Here is a 15,423-nt window from a genome sequence, read left to right as displayed (position 1 = left end):
CGGGCAAACCCGGGTTGTCGGCCAAAGTGTATGCACTTTAGTATGCACTTCATTCCCCTGGAAACCTTCCCGTTTTCGACCCGGTATGCCGCAAACCCCTTCCGCCATCCGACCCGCCGCCCGCACTTCCGCCGGCCAGGCCGAGCTGTATGGCGCCGTCAAGGCGATGGCGGTGCGCTTTGATTTCAAGCCGGGCGAACGCATCAATGAAGTCGAGCTGGCGCGGCGCCTGAATGTCAGTCGCACGCCGCTGCGCGAGGTGCTGAACCAGTTGATGGTCGAGGGCTTTCTGACTCGCTCGGTCAACCGGGGCTTTATCGCCCGCTTGCTGGACGCCAAGCAGATCCACAGCCTGTACGAATACCGCGCGGTACTGGAGGCCGGCATCGTGCGCGCCGCCTGCGAGCGCGCCAGCGACGAAGAACTGGCCGGGTTGCGGCAATTCGTCGAGCGTTCCCGGGACGTGCCGGAAGACAGCGACGCGACGCGCCTGCTGGAACTGGATGAAGCCTTCCACCTGCAACTGGCCCGCCTGTCGCGCAACGAAGAATTTGTGCGCGCGCTGGAAAGCGTCAATGCCCGCATCCATTTTGTGCGCTGGATCGACATGCAGCAGGGCCGGCGCAGCCATACCCAGGGCGAGCACCTGCGCATCGTGCAGGCGCTGGAGCAACGCGACATGGACGCCTTGCCGGGCTTGATGAACACGCATATCGGACGCCGGCTGGATCAGATCACGGACGTGATACGCACGGGTTTTTCAACGATTTACATGCGGGACCAGGCCGAACCCGCCACGGCAGCGCCGGCCAACACCATGACAGCAGGGGAAAAAAAATGACTCACACGATGAAGCGGGTACTCGCGGCGCTATGCGCGACAGCCGCGGCCGGGGGCGCCATGATCGCCGCGCCGGCCGCAGCCGAAGAACGGCCACTGATCCTGGTGGTGCCGTATCCGCCGGGCGGCAGCACGGACATCCTGGCGCGCATCCTGCAGCCGCGCCTGTCGCAGCAATTGGGCGGACGCGCGGTAGTGGTGGAAAACCGCCCGGGCGCGGCCAGCCAGATCGCGACGGCCTTTGTGGCCCGCGCCGAACCGGATGGCAATACGCTGCTGGTCAGCTTCGACAACCACGGCATCAATCCTGCCGTGAAGTCCAAGCTGCCGTACGACACGTTCAAGGATTTCGTGGCGATCTCGCAGACCGTGCGCTTTCCGCTGGTGATCGGCGCGAACCCAGGCGTGCCTGGGGATAACCTGAAAGCCTTCCTGGCGGCCGCCGCCAAAGAGTCGCCGAACAAATTCAACTATGCGTCGACAGGCGTCGGTTCGCTGAACCACCTGGCACCCGAAGAACTCAAGCGGCTGTCGAAAGTGGAGCTGCTGCACGTACCGTATGGCGGCGGCGGGCCGGCCATCCAGGCGGTGGTGGGCGGGCAGGCCAACATGACGTGGCTGAGCTTTGCGGCGCTGCGCGGCCAGATCCAGGCCGGCAAGATCAAGCCGCTGGCCGTGGCGGGCGAAAAGCGCCTGCCAGAACTGCCGAATGTGCCGACGGTGGCCGAGTCCGGGTTCCCGGGTTTTGTCGCCTATTCGTGGAGCGGCATGTTCGCGCCTAAGGGCACGCCCGAGGCCACGGTGAAGAAGCTGACTGCGGACTTCAAGGCGGTGCTGGCCGACCCGGAAATCAAGAAGAAGGTCACGGAAGCGGGCTTCGAGATCGTGGCATCCGACGGCCCTGCGCTGGATGCCTACGTGAAGTCGGAATACGACCGCTGGAGCGCGTTCATCAAGAGCAGCAACATCAATCTGGATAACTGAGTGGCGGACCGCCGGGCGGTGCGCCGCCCGGTTCCGTCCACGAAACACGTGGAGATGACATGGAAAACCTGACCGGCGCCGAAGCCATGGTGCGGATGCTGCAGCACAACGGCGTCAAACATATATTTGGCCTGTGCGGCGACACCAGCTTGCCGTTCTACGATGCGCTGTACCGCCTGGACCACGGCATGCAGCACATCCTGACGCGCGATGAGCGCAGCGCTGGCTACATGGCCGACGCCTACGCCCGCGTGACCGGTAAGGTCGGCGTTTGCGAAGGCCCTAGCGGCGGCGGCGCGACCTATTTGCTGCCGGGTCTCGTTGAAGCCAACGAGTCGTCGATTCCCGTCCTGGGCATCACCTCCGACGTGGCGGTGGGCTCGCGCGGCAAGTATCCGCTGACGGAGCTGGACCAGGAAGCGCTGTACCGTCCGCTGACGAAATGGAACCGCACGATCGATCGGGCCGACCAGATTCCCGGCATGGTGCGCGCGGCATTCCGCGCCATGACTACCGGCAAGCCCGGCGCGGCGCACCTGTGCTTTCCGTATGACGTGATGAAGCAGCAAGTGGACGCGTCCGATGTCTGGGCGCAGCCCGAGCACGGCCAGTTCCCGTCGATGCGCTTCGCGCCGGACCCCGCGGACGTGGCACGCGCCGCGCAGCGCCTGGTTGGCGCCCGCGCCCCAGTGATCATCTGCGGCGGCGGTGTGGTCATCGCCGGCGCCAGCGATGCCTTGCAGACGCTGGCCGAAACGCTGAAGGCGGCGGTTTGCGTGACGGTCAGCGGGCAGGGCAGCCTGGCCGACACGCATCCGCTGAACGCTGGCGTGGTGGGCTCCAATGGTGGCGTGATGGCCACGCGTGATGTGGTGGCCGCGGCCGACGTGGTGCTGTTCGTGGGCTGCCGCGCCGGGTCGACGTCGACCGAGCACTGGCGCTTTCCGAACCGCGACGTGCCCATCCTGCACATCGATATCGATCCTATGGTGATCGGGGCCAACTACCTGACCGAAGTCGGCCTGGTGGGCGACGCCAAGCTGGCGCTGGAAGCGCTGGGCGCCGAGGTGCAGGCCCGCCTGGCGCACCGGAATTCCGACGCCGTGGACGGCGCGGTGCTGGCCGGCCGCGCCAAGGCCGCCCGCCTGGCGCAGCTGGAACCGTTGGCCAACAGCCTGGATGCACCGATTCGCCCCGAGCGCGTCGTGCAGTCGCTGAACCGCCTGCTGCCGGATGACGCGGTCGTGTGCGCGGACCCCGGCACGCCTTGCCCGTACTTCTCGGCCTACTACGACGTGTCGCGCCCCGGCCGGCATTTCATTACCAACCGCGCGCACGGCGCATTGGGCTTTTCGATGTCGGCGGCGCTCGGGGCGTGGGTCGGCCGCCCGCAATCGAAGTGCGTGTCGGTGATGGGCGACGGCAGCTTCGGCTTCACGGTGGGCGAACTGGAAACCATCGTGCGCCACAAGGCGCCGCTGCTGATGATCGTGTTTTCGAATTCGGTCTACGGCTGGATCAAGGCCAGCCAGAAAGCGGGCTACGACCAGCGCTACTACAGCGTGGACTTCAACCGCACCGACCATGCCCGCATCGCCGAAGCCTACGGCGTGAAGGCCTGGCGCGTGGAGGATCCGTCCAAGCTGGATGCCGCGATCAAAGCCGCCATGGAGCATGACGGCCCGGCGTTGATCGATGTGGTCGCGCAGCCCTTGCAGGACGCGGCGGCACCGGTCAGCCAGTGGATGGGGTGATCCCGCCAGGGGGCGCTGCTGCCGTGTCGTAGGAGGGGTTGAGCGGCAGCGCCGCAAAAAATTCCATTCCGAAGCGCGGCGGGCGCTCCTATACTGGTGCGCTTCGGCGCAGCGGCCCAGGTCGGTGGCGCGACACGCAACGGGAGCGACAGCATGGATCTGGGCATCAGCGGCAAAACGGCATTGGTCTTTGGCGGCAGCCGCGGCATGGGCCGGGCTTGCGCGCTGCAATTGGCGCGCGAGGGGGTGGCGGTGACCATCGCGGCCCGCAACCCGCAGACGCTGGAGCAGGCCGCCGCCGAGATCTCCCGAGAAACCGGCAACGGCGTGGGCTGGGTGTCGGCTGACCTGACCCAGCCGCACGGTCGGGACGCGGCGATCGCCGCCTGCCCGCACCCCGACATCCTCATCAACAACGCCGACGGCCCCTTGCCCGGCGACTTCCGGGACTGGACGCGCGAGGACTGGATCGCATCGCTGGACGCCATGATGCTGGGTCCGATCGACATGATCCGGCGCGTGGTCGACGGCATGATCGAGCGGCGCTTCGGCCGCATCGTGAACATCGTGTCGCGCAGCGTGAAGGCCCCGCATGCCGAACTGGGCTTGTCCAACGGCGCCCGGTCGGGCCTGATCGGCTTTGTGGGCGGCCTGGCGCGCCAGACCGTGCGGCACAACGTCACCATCAACAACCTGCTGCCGGGCGCGTTCGCCACCGACGCGCAGGTCAGGCATATCCAGGGCATGCTGGAGCAGTCCGGCAAGACGTTCGACCAGCTCTGGGAAGAGCGCGGGCGCGCGAACCCGGCCGGCCGTTACGGGCAGCCGGAAGAGGTCGGGGCGCTGTGCGCCTATCTGTGTTCCGCGCATTCCGGCTACATGACCGCGCAAAGCATCCTGATCGACGGTGGCGGCTACCCGGGCACCTACTAGGCGCGGTTTGGCCGGCAGCGTGCTGCGCGTGGCTGGACGCGGGCAGCCGTAACAGGCAAGATTGGCACCCACCGCGCTGAGGAAACCATGGACCAGACCGACATCAAGATACTGGCGTTGCTGCAGAAGGACGCCACCTGTTCGGTCGCCGAAATCGCCGAGCAGGTGAACCTGTCGGTCACGCCGTGCTGGCGCCGTATCCAGAAGCTGAAGGATGACGGCGTCATCGCCCGCAATGCCATCCTGCTGGACCCCCGCGCCCTGGGCCTGAACCTGACGGTCTTCGTGTCGATCAAGACCAGCCAGCACAACGAGAAATGGACCCAGAGCCTGATCAACGCCGTCATGGCGCTGCCCAATGTGGTGGAGTTCCACCGCATGGCGGGCGACATCGATTACCTGCTGAAAGTCGTGGTCGAGGACATGGCCGCCTATGACCGCTTCTACCGCCGGCTGATCGGCGCGGTCGACCTGCTGGACGTCAGCGCCAGCTTCTCGATGGAAATCATCAAAAGCACCACGGAATTGCCCCTGGACGCGGTCTAGCAGCGGACGCGCAATTTTTTTCCGCGCACGCGGGTCGTGGCGGATGCAAATTTCTTTCGGCGTGTTGCGAAGGCCCCATCTCGCAATTCTTTTGCGCGGCCCTCGGCGTAGGATATCGCTCATTCCTGCTAGGGAATGAATCGGGATATCAGAGGACCCTATGTCGTTGGCAGTACCCGCCGGCTGTGCCGGTCTGGCAAAAACGCGGCAAGCACTGTCGGTGGACGATCTGCTGGCCGGATGGAACGGCGTGGACGATCTGTGGGTGTTCGCCTATGGATCCCTGATCTGGCATCCCGGTTTCGCGTGGCGCGAACGCCGCCTGGCGACCGTGCGCGGTTATCACCGGTCGCTCTGCCTGTGGTCGCACGACCACCGCGGGTCGCCGGACAACCCCGGCCTGGTGTTCGGGCTGAATCGCGGCGGATGCTGCCGCGGCGTGGCCTACCAGATCGCGGCCAGCGATGTGCCCACGGTGTTCCAGGCGCTGTGGCGCCGCGAGATGGTGACCGGCGCCTATACCCCGCGCTGGCTGACCTGCCATACCGACGCCGCTCCCGTGCCGGGTCTGGTCTTCCTGCTGAACCGCGCCTGCGACGAGTATGCGGCCGATATCAGCGATGACCGCCTGCTGGCCTCCGTGCGCAATGCCGTGGGGCAATCCGGCCCTTGCCTGGACTATGTGGTGGAAACCGAGCGCGCGCTGCGCGCCCACGGCATCGATGATTGGCGGCTGGGGGACCTGGTCCGGAAATTGGGCCAGGCCTTCTAGGCAGCGGCCGCGCGCGTCAGAAGTGCCAGCGGCCGAAGACGAACAACACGTTGCCCGCGCCGGATGCCCCAGGAATGTAGGTCGCATACAGCATGGCGTCCTTGTAGCCGGCGCCCACCAGCGGCAGGATCCCCGGGAATGGCACGTAGCTCATGATGTCGTGGCGCGCGGTCAGGAAGACGGTGTAGCCCGCGCCCAGGCGGAAGTTCTCGCTGACCTGCCCGATCTTCAGAAAGCCGTAGCCCGCGATGGGTTCGACCTTGCTGTGCGAATCCAGGAACGCCATGGCGTACAGGCCCTGCCAATCCCCGTCTTCATCGTAGATGCTGCGGCCGTAGCCGCCGCCCCAGGCCAGTTCGTTGAAGCTGTTGATCTTTTCGCGGCTGTACATCGCGCGGTTGTGCCACGCGTAGCCGCTCACGTAGAGGTCGTTGCCGCCCTCGGTCCAGATCTGGTCCAGGCGGTTGCAGGCCGACTGCGCCCAGGAGGGCAGGTTTTCACAGGCTTGGGCGGTGGCGGCGAAAGTCGAGAGCAGCACGAAAAAGAGGGCCGCCCGGAGTTTGGCGATCATTGCAGGTATTCGAGGGAAAAGATGACAGTTTCATGACTTTACATGGAGCTGCGGTGTTTTCCCTGTCACTTCGCTGTCACGAGGCGACGTTCGCCGGCCTGCCCACGCCCACAAGCGGGGCAGGCAAACCAGGCGAAGCGTGGTTGTTGCAGTGGGGCTACAGCAGGAAGAAGGTGGCCAGGCCCAGGAAGATGAAGAAGCCCAGCGAGTCGGTGGCGAAGGTGAGCAGCACCGACGACCCCATCGCGGGGTCTTTGCCGAAGCGGGCACGCACCATCGGCACCAGCACGCCGACCGAGGCGCCGACCAGCATGTTGCAGACCATCGCGGCCATCATGACCACGGCAATCGAGAGCGAATGCGAGATCACCCAAGCGAAGAGGGCGGCCACCAGGCTGCCGCATAGCCCGACCAGCAGGGTCACGAACAGCTCGCGCTTGACCAGTTGCCACAGGTTGCGCCCGGTGATCCGGCCCATGGCCAGCGCCCGGATGATGAGCGTCATGGTCTGGTTGCCCGAATTGCCGCCGATGCCGGCCACGATGGACATCAGGAACGCCAGGATGACGATCTGGCTGACGGTGCCTTCGAACTGGGAGGCCACGAATGAGGCAGTGGCCGCGGTACAGAGGTTGAGCAGCAGCCAGGGCGCGCGGTTGCGCAAGGCGGTGCTGACGGGCGCGAAGATGTCTTCTTCTTGCAGACCGGCGCGTGACAGCGCCTGTTCCTGCGAGTCTTCGCGCATCACGTCCACGACGTCGGCGATGGTGACGCGGCCGATCAGGCGGCCCTGGTCGTCCATCACGGGGGCGGACACGAGGTCATAGCGTTCGAATGCGCCGGCGGCGTCGGCGTCGGAATCCAGCGGGTTCAGCGCCAGGAAATCCGCATTCATGACGGCGCGCACTTCGGTTTCGGGCTCGCTGACCAACAGGCGCGACAAGGGCAGGATGCCCTGCAGCTTGTCCTGGCGGTCCACTACGAAGATCTGGTCGGTGTGGTCGGGCAGCTCGTGCAGGCGGCGCAGGTAGCGCAACACCACTTCCAGCGTGACGTCCTCGCGCACCCGGACCATTTCGAAGTCCATGATCGCGCCCACGCTGTCTTCCGGATAGCCCATGGCTTCCAGCAACTGCGCGCGTTCTTCTTCGGTCAGGCCCTTCTGCACTTCGGCCACCACGTCGGGCGGCAGGTCGGGCGCCAGGTCGGCCAGTTCGTCGGCGTCCATGTTGCCGGTGGCGGCAACCAGGTCCTGGCGGTCCATCGCTTCGATCAGCGATTCCCGCACCCAGTCTTCGACTTCCAGCAGCACGTCCGCGTCGTGCTCGGGGCTGACCAGCTTCCAGATGGCCTGGCGTTCGTCCTTGGGCAGCGATTCCAGGATGAAGGCGATGTCTGCCGGGTGCAGGCCGTCCAGCAGCGTCTTGAGTTCAGCCTCGTGCTGGCGGTGCACCAGATCTTCGACCAGCGTGGCCTTGGCGTCGCCTTCTTCCTGGCGATGCACCAGGTCGGCAACCAATTGCTGGCGGCGCAGGCGTTCCTGCACTTCGGCCAAGGCGGTCTGGGCGTCTTCCGGGTCGAGGCGGCGGGGCGTCGCGGGCGGTTTCTGCGCGGCGGCGGACTGCGTCATGCGTTACGGCTCAAAGAGTGGGTAGGGGGCGGCTGCGCCGCGCTTCGTCGGTGGCGACGTAGGTGAGCGTGGCCTCGGTGACCTTGACGACTTCGGCGTCCAGGCGCTGGCGTTCGGCATAGACCTCGACCGACACCGTGACCGACGTCGTGCCGGTCTTGGCGATGGATGCGTAAAAGCTGAGGAGGTCGCCCACGAACACGGGCTCTTTGAACTGGAAGGCATTGACCGCGACGGTGGCCACGCGGCCGGCGGCGCGGCGCGCGGCGGGGATCGACCCGGCGATGTCGACCTGGGCCATGATCCAGCCGCCGAAGACGTCCCCGTGGATATTCGCGTCAGCGGGCATCGGCATGACGCGCAATACCGGGTCGCGATTGGCAGGCAGAGTCGTAAACGGGGTTTTGGTGCTGGAGGTCATGCGGCCGACTCCAAAGCAAGGGAACCAGCCGATTATGCAGGAAAAACGAGACCGCGGCGTGTGCGGCAAGGGCCGCCGCGGCGCTTTGCCGCGGCGGCCCGGCGATCAGGTCGCCAACTTCACGATACCGTAGCCGCCAACCAACAGCCAGGCGTACAGGATCAGACCCAGCGCCATCACGCGGGGGCCGGCTTTCTTGATCTGGGCGAAGCGGGTTTCGATGCCGAGCGCCGTCATGGCCATGGTCAGGGCGAAGACGTCCAGGCGGCGGACGGCGGCGATGGCGTCGGGGGGGATGATATTGAGCGAGTTGATGATGGCCAGCACCAGGAAGCCGACCGCGAACCAGGGAATCGGCAGCTTGGCGCCCTTGGCCTGGCCGCCGGCCTGGCTGGCGGCACTGCGCAAGTACATGCCCAGGACCAGCAGCACCGGCACCAGGAGCGCCACGCGGGTCATCTTGACGATGGTGGCGACTTCGGTGGTGGCGGGGTCGATATTGCTGGCGGCGCCGACGACCTGCGCCACCTCATGGATGGTGCCGCCGATGTAGATGCCAAGCGCCTGGGTGTCGAAATCAAGCCAGCCCGCGTGGTACAGGATGGGGTACAGGAACATGGACAGGGTGCCGAACAGCACCACGGTGGCGACCGCGACGGCGCTCTTGTGCGGGGCGGCCCGCAGCGTGGGTTCGAAGGCCAGCACGGCGGCAGCGCCGCAGATTGCGCTGCCGGCGGCCGTCAGCATGGCCGTGTCGCGGTCCAGGCCCAGCATGCGCTGCCCCACGACGGTGCCGATCAGCAAGGTGCCCAGCACGACGGCGACCGAGACGGCCAGCCCCGGCAGGCCCACCGCCGCGATTTGCTGGATGCTGATGTTCAAGCCATAAAAGGCCACGGCGATGCGCAAGAGGCGCCGCGCGGTGAAGTTCACGCCCACGCCCCAATCGGCCGGCATCGTGCCGCGCAGGAAGTTGCCGTACAGCATGCCGCAGACGATGCCCACGACCAGCGGGGAAAAACCCAGTTGGCGAATGGCGGGCAGGTCGGCCAGCTGCATCACTGCACCCGCCATCAGGCCGACGAACAGCACCCCGTTGAGCTTGTCCCGCCACGGCGTGGTGGTGGCTGCGGCAGCCGGTGCTGCGGCAGCCGCTGCGGCTGCGGTCGCGGCCGCAGTGGCCGGAAGGGGGGCGGTGGTGCTGGAAGAGGTGCTCATGACTGGCCCTTTGGGCATATCTAAATAACTTCACGAAATATTAGATCCCGGCCTACTATTTGAAAAATCTTTATTTTGAATATGTAATATCAGAAATTCTGATAATTAGGCTGCCATGACTCCGGACCAGTTGCTGACCTTCGCTTGTGTGGCCGATACCGGCAACATCAGCCGCGCCGCCCAGGTGCTGCATTTGTCCCAACCCGCGGTCTCGGGCCAGCTGCGCATGCTGCAGGAATGGTTCGGCGAACCGCTGTACCGCCGCAGCGGGCACGGCATCGCGCTGACGGAAGCCGGCGAACGCCTGGCCGAGCAGGCCCGGCAGTTGCGCCAGGTGTATCGCCAGGCGCAGGCCGTGCGCGAAACGTGGCGCGGGCTGGAAACCGGCGCGCTGCGCCTGGGCGCCAGCACCACCCCCGCCAGCTATCTATTGCCGCGCCTGGTGGCGGATTTCCGCCACGCCTTTCCCGCGGTCAGCCTGCACCTGTCCGACGGCAACACGCGGGAAATCGTCGAACGCTTGCCCGCGCTGGACCTGGCTTTTATTGAAGGCGATGTGCCCACCGGCTTGCCGGCGGATACTGCGGTGCATGCCTGGCGGCAGGACGAAGTCGTGGCGATCGTGCGGGCCGATCACGCGCTGGCGGGCAAGGGCGCGGTGACGTTGCGCGATCTGGCCGCGTCGCCGCTTGTGATGCGCGAACCCGGCTCGGGCGTACGGCGGCTGGTCGAGCGCGCGTTCGCGGATGCGGGGCTGGCGCCGTCGGTGGGGTTGGAGCTGGCCGGCGTCGAAGGCGTGAAGCAGGCGGTGCGCGCGGGGCTGGGGGTGGGGTTCGTGTCCGTCATGTCGATGCGGCATGAGGACGGGGCATTGGCGGCATTGCGCCTGTTGCCCAAGCCGCTGACCCGCACGCTCAGCATCCTGGTGCCGCATGCGGACGCCGCCGCCCGCGCCACCGGCCGCTTTTTGGCAATGTGCCTGGCGGTCGGGGCGGCGGACGGCGGGTAGGGTCAGGCCTTGGCCAGACGCTTCAGGGCCAGTTGAACCCAGTACGTGCCGCCCAGGGGCAGCAGTTCGTCGTTGAAGTCATAGCTGCCGTTGTGCAGCATGCAGGGGCCCAGGCCGTGGCCGCTGTCGCGGTGGTCGCCCGTGCCGTTGCCGATCCAGACGTAGCAGCCCGGCAGTTCCTGCAGCATGAAGGCGAAGTCTTCCGCGCCCATCGTGGGTTGCACGTGGTCGTTGACGTTGGCCTCGCCGACGATGTCGCGCAGCACGTCGGCACAGAACGCAGCTTCTTCGGCGTGGTTGATCGTGGGCGGGTAGTTGCGCTGGAACGTGAATTCCACTTCGCAGTCCATGGCCGCGCAGGTGTGGCGCGTGATCTCTTCCATACGGCGTTCGATCAGGTCCAGCACGTCCAGCGTGAAGGTGCGCACCGTGCCGCGCAATTCGGCGTGGTTCGGCACGACGTTGTCGGCGCTGCCGGCATGGATCTGCGTGATGCTGAGCACCGCCGCGTCCAGCGGGTTGCGGTTGCGCGTGATGATGGTCTGCAGCGACTGCGCCAGTTGCACCGCGGCCATGACCGGATCGATGCCCAGGTTGGGCATGCCGGCGTGCGTGCCCTTGCCCTTGACCACGATCGAGAATTCGTTGCTGGAGGCCATGATGGGGCCGGGCGTCAGGCCGAACTGGCCGGGCTTCATGCCGGGCCAGTTGTGCATGCCGAACACCGCTTCCATCGGGAAACGCTTGAACAGGCCGTCGTCGATCATGCGCTTGGCGCCGCCGCCGCCTTCTTCGGCGGGCTGGAAGATCACGTACACGATGCCCGCGTAATCGCGGTGCTGCGACAGGTATTGCGCCGCGGCCAGCAGCATGGCGGTGTGGCCGTCATGGCCGCACGCGTGCATCTTGCCTTCGTTCTTGCTGGCGTGGGCAAAGGTGTTGACCTCTTGCATGGGCAGCGCATCCATGTCGGCGCGCAGGCCCACGGCGCGGTCGCCGGGCTGGTTGCCGCGGATGATGCCGACGACGCCCGTGCCACCCAGGCCGCGGTCGACTTCGATGCCCCATTCTTCGAGCTTGGCCGCCACCACGTCGGCGGTGCGGAATTCTTCGAAGGCCAATTCAGGATGCGCGTGGATGTCGCGGCGGATCTTGGAGATATCGTGATGCCAGGCGACGATAGGTTCGAGCAGTTTCATGGGGGAAGTCAGGCGGAATAAGGGAACGCAACAAGGTTATCATCAATCAAAAATCTATTTAATGGAGACAACTACCATGACGCGTCCGTGGCTTGCCCATTACCCGCAGGGGGTTCCGGCAGAGATCTCCACTGAGGGTTATTCCTCACTGGCCGACCTGCTGGACCGGGCCTGCAAGCAATACGCTTCGCGCATCGCCTGCACGGCGATGGGCAGCGACATCACCTATGCGCAACTGGACCGGCATGCGCGCGCGTTCTCCGGTTGGCTGCAAAGCCTGGGGCTGCCCAAGGGCGCCCGCGTTGCGCTGATGATGCCGAACGTGCCGGCATATCTGGTCGGCATGCTGGGCACGCTGCGCGCCGGGCTCGTCGTGGTGAACGTCAACCCGCTCTACACGGCCGACGAACTTGAACGCCAGTTGCAGGACAGCGGCGCGTCCGTCATCCTGATCCTGGAAAACTTCGCGCACACGTTGCAGGCCGTGAAGAACCGTGCGCAGCTCAAGCACGTGGTCGTGACCGGGCCGGGCGACCTGCTGGGCGGCCTGAAGGCGCCGATCGTCAACTTCGCCGCGCGCCATATCAAGAAGATCGTGCCGGCCTGGCGGATCGACGGCGCGCGCATGCTGCCCAAGGTGCTGGACGACGGCGCGGGCCTGCCGTTCACGCCGCCCGTGCTGACGATGGACGACGTGGCGGTGCTGCAATACACCGGTGGCACCACCGGCGTGCCCAAGGGCGCCATGCTGTCGCATCGCAACCTGACGGCCAACGTGCTGCAGACGGAAGCCGTGGCGCAGCCCGTCGTGCATGACCTGGCGAATAGCCAGCTGACCATCATCAGCGCGCTGCCGCTCTATCACGTGTTCGCCATGACGGTGTGCGGCCTGTATGGCCTGCACGCGGGCATGCGCAACGTGCTCATCATCAATCCGCGCGACCAGCCGTCGCTGATCAATGCGTGGCGCAAGGTGCCGGTGAATCTGTTCCCCGGCGTCAATACGCTGTTCAACGCGTTGGCGCACAACCCGGATTTCGCGAAGCTGGATTTTTCGGCGTTGCGCTTGACGCTGGGTGGTGGCATGGCCGTGCAGCAATCGGTGGCCGAACGCTGGCTGAAGATCACCGGCAGGCCGCTGATCGAAGGTTATGGCTTGTCCGAGACCTCGCCGGTGGCGACGGTGAACCCGACCAACGCCACGGCCTATTCGGGTTCCATCGGCTTGCCGTTGCCGTCCACCGACGTGGCCATCCTCGATGACGCCGGCCACGAAGTGCCGCTGGGCGAACGCGGGGAAGTGGGCATTCGCGGGCCGCAAGTCATGCTGGGGTACTGGCAGAAGCCCGAGGAAACGCGGCAGTCCATGACGGCCGACGGATTCTTCCGCACGGGTGATATCGGCATCATGGACGAGCAGGGCTACACGCGCATCGTGGACCGCAAGAAGGACATGATCGCGGTGTCCGGCTTCAAGGTCTATCCGAACGAGGTCGAGGCCGTGGTGGCGCAACTGCCGGGCGTGCTGGAATGCGCGGCGATCGGCGTGCCGGACGAGCACTCGGGCGAAGCCGTGAAGGTGTTCGTGGTCAAGAGCGATCCGTCGTTGACCGAGGCCCAGGTGCAGGACTGGTGCCGCGAAAAGCTGACGGGCTACAAGCGCCCGCGCTTCGTGGAATTCCGCGATGAACTGCCCAAGAGCAATGTGGGCAAGATTCTGCGCCGCGAGCTGCGGCCCGATGCGCCGGCCGCCGCGCCCGCGGGCAAAGCGACGGCCTGAAGCCCGGCTTCAGCCGGGCTTGGCGAGGTGGGGCGCGATCATGTCATGCAGGGCGCGTTCGATGGCGGGGTTGCCCGCCACGACGCGTCCGCCGATCGGCCAGGGGTCCAGCTTGTGCATGTCTGTGCAGGTGCCGCCCGCTTCGCGCAGGATCAGCGTGCCGGCGGCCACGTCCCAGGGCGCCAGGCCCATTTCCCAATAGCCGTCGTAGCGGCCGCAAGCCGTCCATGCCAGGTCCAGCGCCGCTGCGCCCATGCGGCGCACGCCGCGAGCGCGCTTGATGGCGTCGTCCAGCATGGGCATGTATTGCCCGGCGAAAGAGAAGTCCCGGAACGGGAAGCCCGTGGCCAGCACGGAGTCTTCGATCGTCTGCGTGCGCGAACATTTGATGCGGCGGCCGTTGAGCCAGGCGCCGATGCCATACACCGCGGTGAACAGCTCTTCGCGGTTGGGGTCGTACACCACGCCGATCACGGGCGTGTCTTCCGCCAGGGTTTCGGTGGCTGATACCGCGGTGCCTGCGTGGGCGATCAACGCGATCGACACGGCGTAGTGCGGGATGTCATGCAGGAAATTGGTGGTGCCGTCGAGCGGATCGATGTACCACGTGGCGATGCCCTTGGGCTTGCCGCCGGTCTCTTCGGCCACGATGCCGAACTTGGGCGTGCGGGTCTGCAGCTCCTGGATAATGACGGCCTCTGCCTCGCGGTCCGCCTGGGAGACGAGATCATTGCGCGCCTTGCGGTCGATCACGAGATCGGCGCGGTGATGCGCGTAGGATTGCAGGATGGCCGCACCGCCATGAGCCGCAGTGACGGCCGCGTCGATGGCGGCGCACAGGTCTATGGGCGAAGCCTGCGAACGGGGCTGATCATAGGTATCCATGTAAACCAGTGTAAGCCCATGTATGCGTCAAATCTGAGGCAAAGGCCTGAAACACGGGCGTCGGCGTGGTGTCCATCCAACGCCTGCGCGCCAGACGCTCGATAATTCGCCGTTGTCTCAACCTTGATTGTTTTCCCGGGATCCCATGTCTGCGCCCTATGTTCCCTTGACGCCCGCAGTGGTCGATATCGACGCTGACGGCAAGCTGTATAGCCCCGTGTATGGCGATGTCTATCACTCGCCATCGGGTGCGTTGGGGCAGGCGGAGCACGTGTTTTTGCGCGGCAACGGGCTGCCCGGCCGCTGGCGGGGCCGCAAGGGGTTCACCGTATGCGAGACGGGTTTCGGCCTGGGGCTGAATTTCCTGGCGCTCTGGAAGGCGTGGCGCGATGATCCGCAACGGTCCGCCACGCTGCACGTGATCTCGATGGAAGCCCATCCATTCACGCAAGAAGATCTGTCCGCCTTGTTGGTGCGCTACGCACCGGAGCCGTTTGCGATGCTGGCGCAGCGCCTGGCCGCACAGTGGCCCGTGTTGCTGCCGGGGCTGCATCGTCTGGAATTCGAGAACGGCGCCGTCACGTTGACGCTTTGTTTTGGGCGGGCACAGGTGCTGGCGCCGCGCTTGAGCGCACGGGTCGATGCCTTTTTCCTGGACGGGTTTGCCCCTGACCGCAATCCGGATATCTGGGCTGAACCGCTGTTGCGTACGTTGGCCGGTCTTGCGGCGCCGGGGGCGACAGTGGCGACTTGGGCCTGCACCGGCGCGCTGCGGCAAGCCTTGCAGGAATCGGGTTTCGATGTCCGGCGCGAGCCGGGCTATGGCGGCAAATGGCACATGACGGTGGGCGAGGTTCGCGAGCAAGGCCGCGCGGCGGCGG

Annotated in this window: 15 protein-coding genes; 9 read left to right on the top strand and 6 right to left on the bottom strand. The window is 66.0% G+C overall.

Features of this window, described 5'->3' with window-relative positions; all coding sequences use genetic code 11:
- Positions 1-85 precede the first annotated feature (85 nt).
- From AC27VE_RS25465 to AC27VE_RS25440, 6 genes are all read left to right on the top strand, one after another.
- Positions 86-841: a GntR family transcriptional regulator gene (locus tag AC27VE_RS25465; protein WP_006226274.1), complete on the top strand. Its 756-nt coding sequence runs from the start codon at positions 86-88 to the stop codon at positions 839-841.
- Positions 838-1,824, top strand: a complete 987-nt coding sequence (locus AC27VE_RS25460) for a tripartite tricarboxylate transporter substrate binding protein (RefSeq protein ID WP_035213767.1) — start codon at positions 838-840, stop codon at positions 1,822-1,824. The genes AC27VE_RS25465 and AC27VE_RS25460 overlap by 4 nt, the downstream gene beginning before the upstream one ends.
- 59 nt (positions 1,825-1,883) lie before the next feature.
- Positions 1,884-3,578, top strand: coding sequence for a thiamine pyrophosphate-binding protein (locus AC27VE_RS25455; RefSeq protein WP_488705342.1), 1,695 nt, complete (start codon positions 1,884-1,886; stop codon positions 3,576-3,578).
- A 153-nt stretch (positions 3,579-3,731) separates the two neighbouring features.
- The gene (locus AC27VE_RS25450) at positions 3,732-4,511 is read left to right on the top strand and encodes an SDR family oxidoreductase (protein WP_006226277.1); all 780 of its coding nucleotides are present in this window, start codon (positions 3,732-3,734) and stop codon (positions 4,509-4,511) included.
- A gap of 87 nt (positions 4,512-4,598) precedes the next feature.
- Positions 4,599-5,057 (top strand): Lrp/AsnC family transcriptional regulator, encoded by a 459-nt coding sequence (locus AC27VE_RS25445; protein ID WP_006226278.1) that lies wholly within the window; start codon positions 4,599-4,601, stop codon positions 5,055-5,057.
- A gap of 160 nt (positions 5,058-5,217) precedes the next feature.
- Entirely contained in the window at positions 5,218-5,829 is a 612-nt protein-coding gene (locus AC27VE_RS25440) for a gamma-glutamylcyclotransferase (RefSeq protein ID WP_488705341.1), read from the top strand.
- A gap of 16 nt (positions 5,830-5,845) precedes the next feature.
- On the opposite strand, the gene pagP is transcribed toward AC27VE_RS25440, so the two are convergent.
- From pagP to AC27VE_RS25420, 4 genes are all read right to left on the bottom strand, one after another.
- Positions 5,846-6,400, bottom strand: a complete 555-nt coding sequence (pagP, locus tag AC27VE_RS25435) for a lipid IV(A) palmitoyltransferase PagP (protein WP_427959077.1) — start codon at positions 6,398-6,400, stop codon at positions 5,846-5,848.
- A 157-nt stretch (positions 6,401-6,557) separates the two neighbouring features.
- Positions 6,558-8,030, bottom strand: coding sequence for a magnesium transporter (gene mgtE, locus AC27VE_RS25430; RefSeq protein ID WP_315138046.1), 1,473 nt, complete (start codon positions 8,028-8,030; stop codon positions 6,558-6,560).
- Positions 8,031-8,040: 10 nt separating this feature from the next.
- Positions 8,041-8,451: an acyl-CoA thioesterase gene (locus tag AC27VE_RS25425; RefSeq protein ID WP_006226282.1), complete on the bottom strand. Its 411-nt coding sequence runs from the start codon at positions 8,449-8,451 to the stop codon at positions 8,041-8,043.
- A gap of 105 nt (positions 8,452-8,556) precedes the next feature.
- Entirely contained in the window at positions 8,557-9,669 is a 1,113-nt protein-coding gene (locus AC27VE_RS25420) for a YeiH family protein (RefSeq protein ID WP_488705340.1), read from the bottom strand.
- A 115-nt stretch (positions 9,670-9,784) separates the two neighbouring features.
- Here AC27VE_RS25420 and AC27VE_RS25415 point away from each other — a divergent pair, with 115 nt between their 5' ends.
- Positions 9,785-10,678 (top strand): LysR family transcriptional regulator, encoded by an 894-nt coding sequence (locus tag AC27VE_RS25415; RefSeq protein WP_088587632.1) that lies wholly within the window; start codon positions 9,785-9,787, stop codon positions 10,676-10,678.
- A gap of 2 nt (positions 10,679-10,680) precedes the next feature.
- On the opposite strand, the gene AC27VE_RS25410 is transcribed toward AC27VE_RS25415, so the two are convergent.
- The gene (locus AC27VE_RS25410; RefSeq protein ID WP_006226285.1) at positions 10,681-11,877 is read right to left on the bottom strand and encodes a M20 aminoacylase family protein; all 1,197 of its coding nucleotides are present in this window, start codon (positions 11,875-11,877) and stop codon (positions 10,681-10,683) included.
- Positions 11,878-11,953: 76 nt separating this feature from the next.
- Here AC27VE_RS25410 and AC27VE_RS25405 point away from each other — a divergent pair, with 76 nt between their 5' ends.
- Positions 11,954-13,657: an AMP-binding protein gene (locus tag AC27VE_RS25405; RefSeq protein WP_488705339.1), complete on the top strand. Its 1,704-nt coding sequence runs from the start codon at positions 11,954-11,956 to the stop codon at positions 13,655-13,657.
- Positions 13,658-13,666: 9 nt separating this feature from the next.
- Here AC27VE_RS25405 and AC27VE_RS25400 read toward each other — a convergent pair whose 3' ends face one another.
- Entirely contained in the window at positions 13,667-14,542 is an 876-nt protein-coding gene (locus AC27VE_RS25400; protein WP_427959089.1) for an inositol monophosphatase family protein, read from the bottom strand.
- A 145-nt stretch (positions 14,543-14,687) separates the two neighbouring features.
- Between AC27VE_RS25400 and mnmC2 the strand changes: the two genes are divergently transcribed.
- On the top strand, positions 14,688-15,423 hold a 736-nt coding region (gene mnmC2, locus AC27VE_RS25395; protein WP_488705338.1), incomplete at its 3' end, for a tRNA (5-methylaminomethyl-2-thiouridine)(34)-methyltransferase MnmC2.

The organism is Achromobacter sp. 18P8.1.1 (assembly GCF_057799415.1).
This window is presented reverse-complemented; position numbering and strand designations above follow the sequence as displayed.

Coding starts and splice junctions, on each gene's coding strand:
- AC27VE_RS25450 (WP_006226277.1), top strand. CDS start 3,732: ATGGATCTGGGCATCAGCGGCAAAACGGCATTGGTCTTTGGCGGCAGC.
- AC27VE_RS25405 (WP_488705339.1), top strand. CDS start 11,954: ATGACGCGTCCGTGGCTTGCCCATTACCCGCAGGGGGTTCCGGCAGAG.
- AC27VE_RS25420 (WP_488705340.1), bottom strand. CDS start 9,669: ATGAGCACCTCTTCCAGCACCACCGCCCCCCTTCCGGCCACTGCGGCC.
- mgtE (WP_315138046.1), bottom strand. CDS start 8,030: ATGACGCAGTCCGCCGCCGCGCAGAAACCGCCCGCGACGCCCCGCCGC.
- AC27VE_RS25465 (WP_006226274.1), top strand. CDS start 86: ATGCCGCAAACCCCTTCCGCCATCCGACCCGCCGCCCGCACTTCCGCC.
- AC27VE_RS25410 (WP_006226285.1), bottom strand. CDS start 11,877: ATGAAACTGCTCGAACCTATCGTCGCCTGGCATCACGATATCTCCAAG.
- AC27VE_RS25415 (WP_088587632.1), top strand. CDS start 9,785: ATGACTCCGGACCAGTTGCTGACCTTCGCTTGTGTGGCCGATACCGGC.
- AC27VE_RS25425 (WP_006226282.1), bottom strand. CDS start 8,451: ATGACCTCCAGCACCAAAACCCCGTTTACGACTCTGCCTGCCAATCGC.
- AC27VE_RS25400 (WP_427959089.1), bottom strand. CDS start 14,542: ATGGATACCTATGATCAGCCCCGTTCGCAGGCTTCGCCCATAGACCTG.
- pagP (WP_427959077.1), bottom strand. CDS start 6,400: ATGATCGCCAAACTCCGGGCGGCCCTCTTTTTCGTGCTGCTCTCGACT.
- AC27VE_RS25445 (WP_006226278.1), top strand. CDS start 4,599: ATGGACCAGACCGACATCAAGATACTGGCGTTGCTGCAGAAGGACGCC.
- AC27VE_RS25460 (WP_035213767.1), top strand. CDS start 838: ATGACTCACACGATGAAGCGGGTACTCGCGGCGCTATGCGCGACAGCC.
- AC27VE_RS25455 (WP_488705342.1), top strand. CDS start 1,884: ATGGAAAACCTGACCGGCGCCGAAGCCATGGTGCGGATGCTGCAGCAC.
- AC27VE_RS25440 (WP_488705341.1), top strand. CDS start 5,218: ATGTCGTTGGCAGTACCCGCCGGCTGTGCCGGTCTGGCAAAAACGCGG.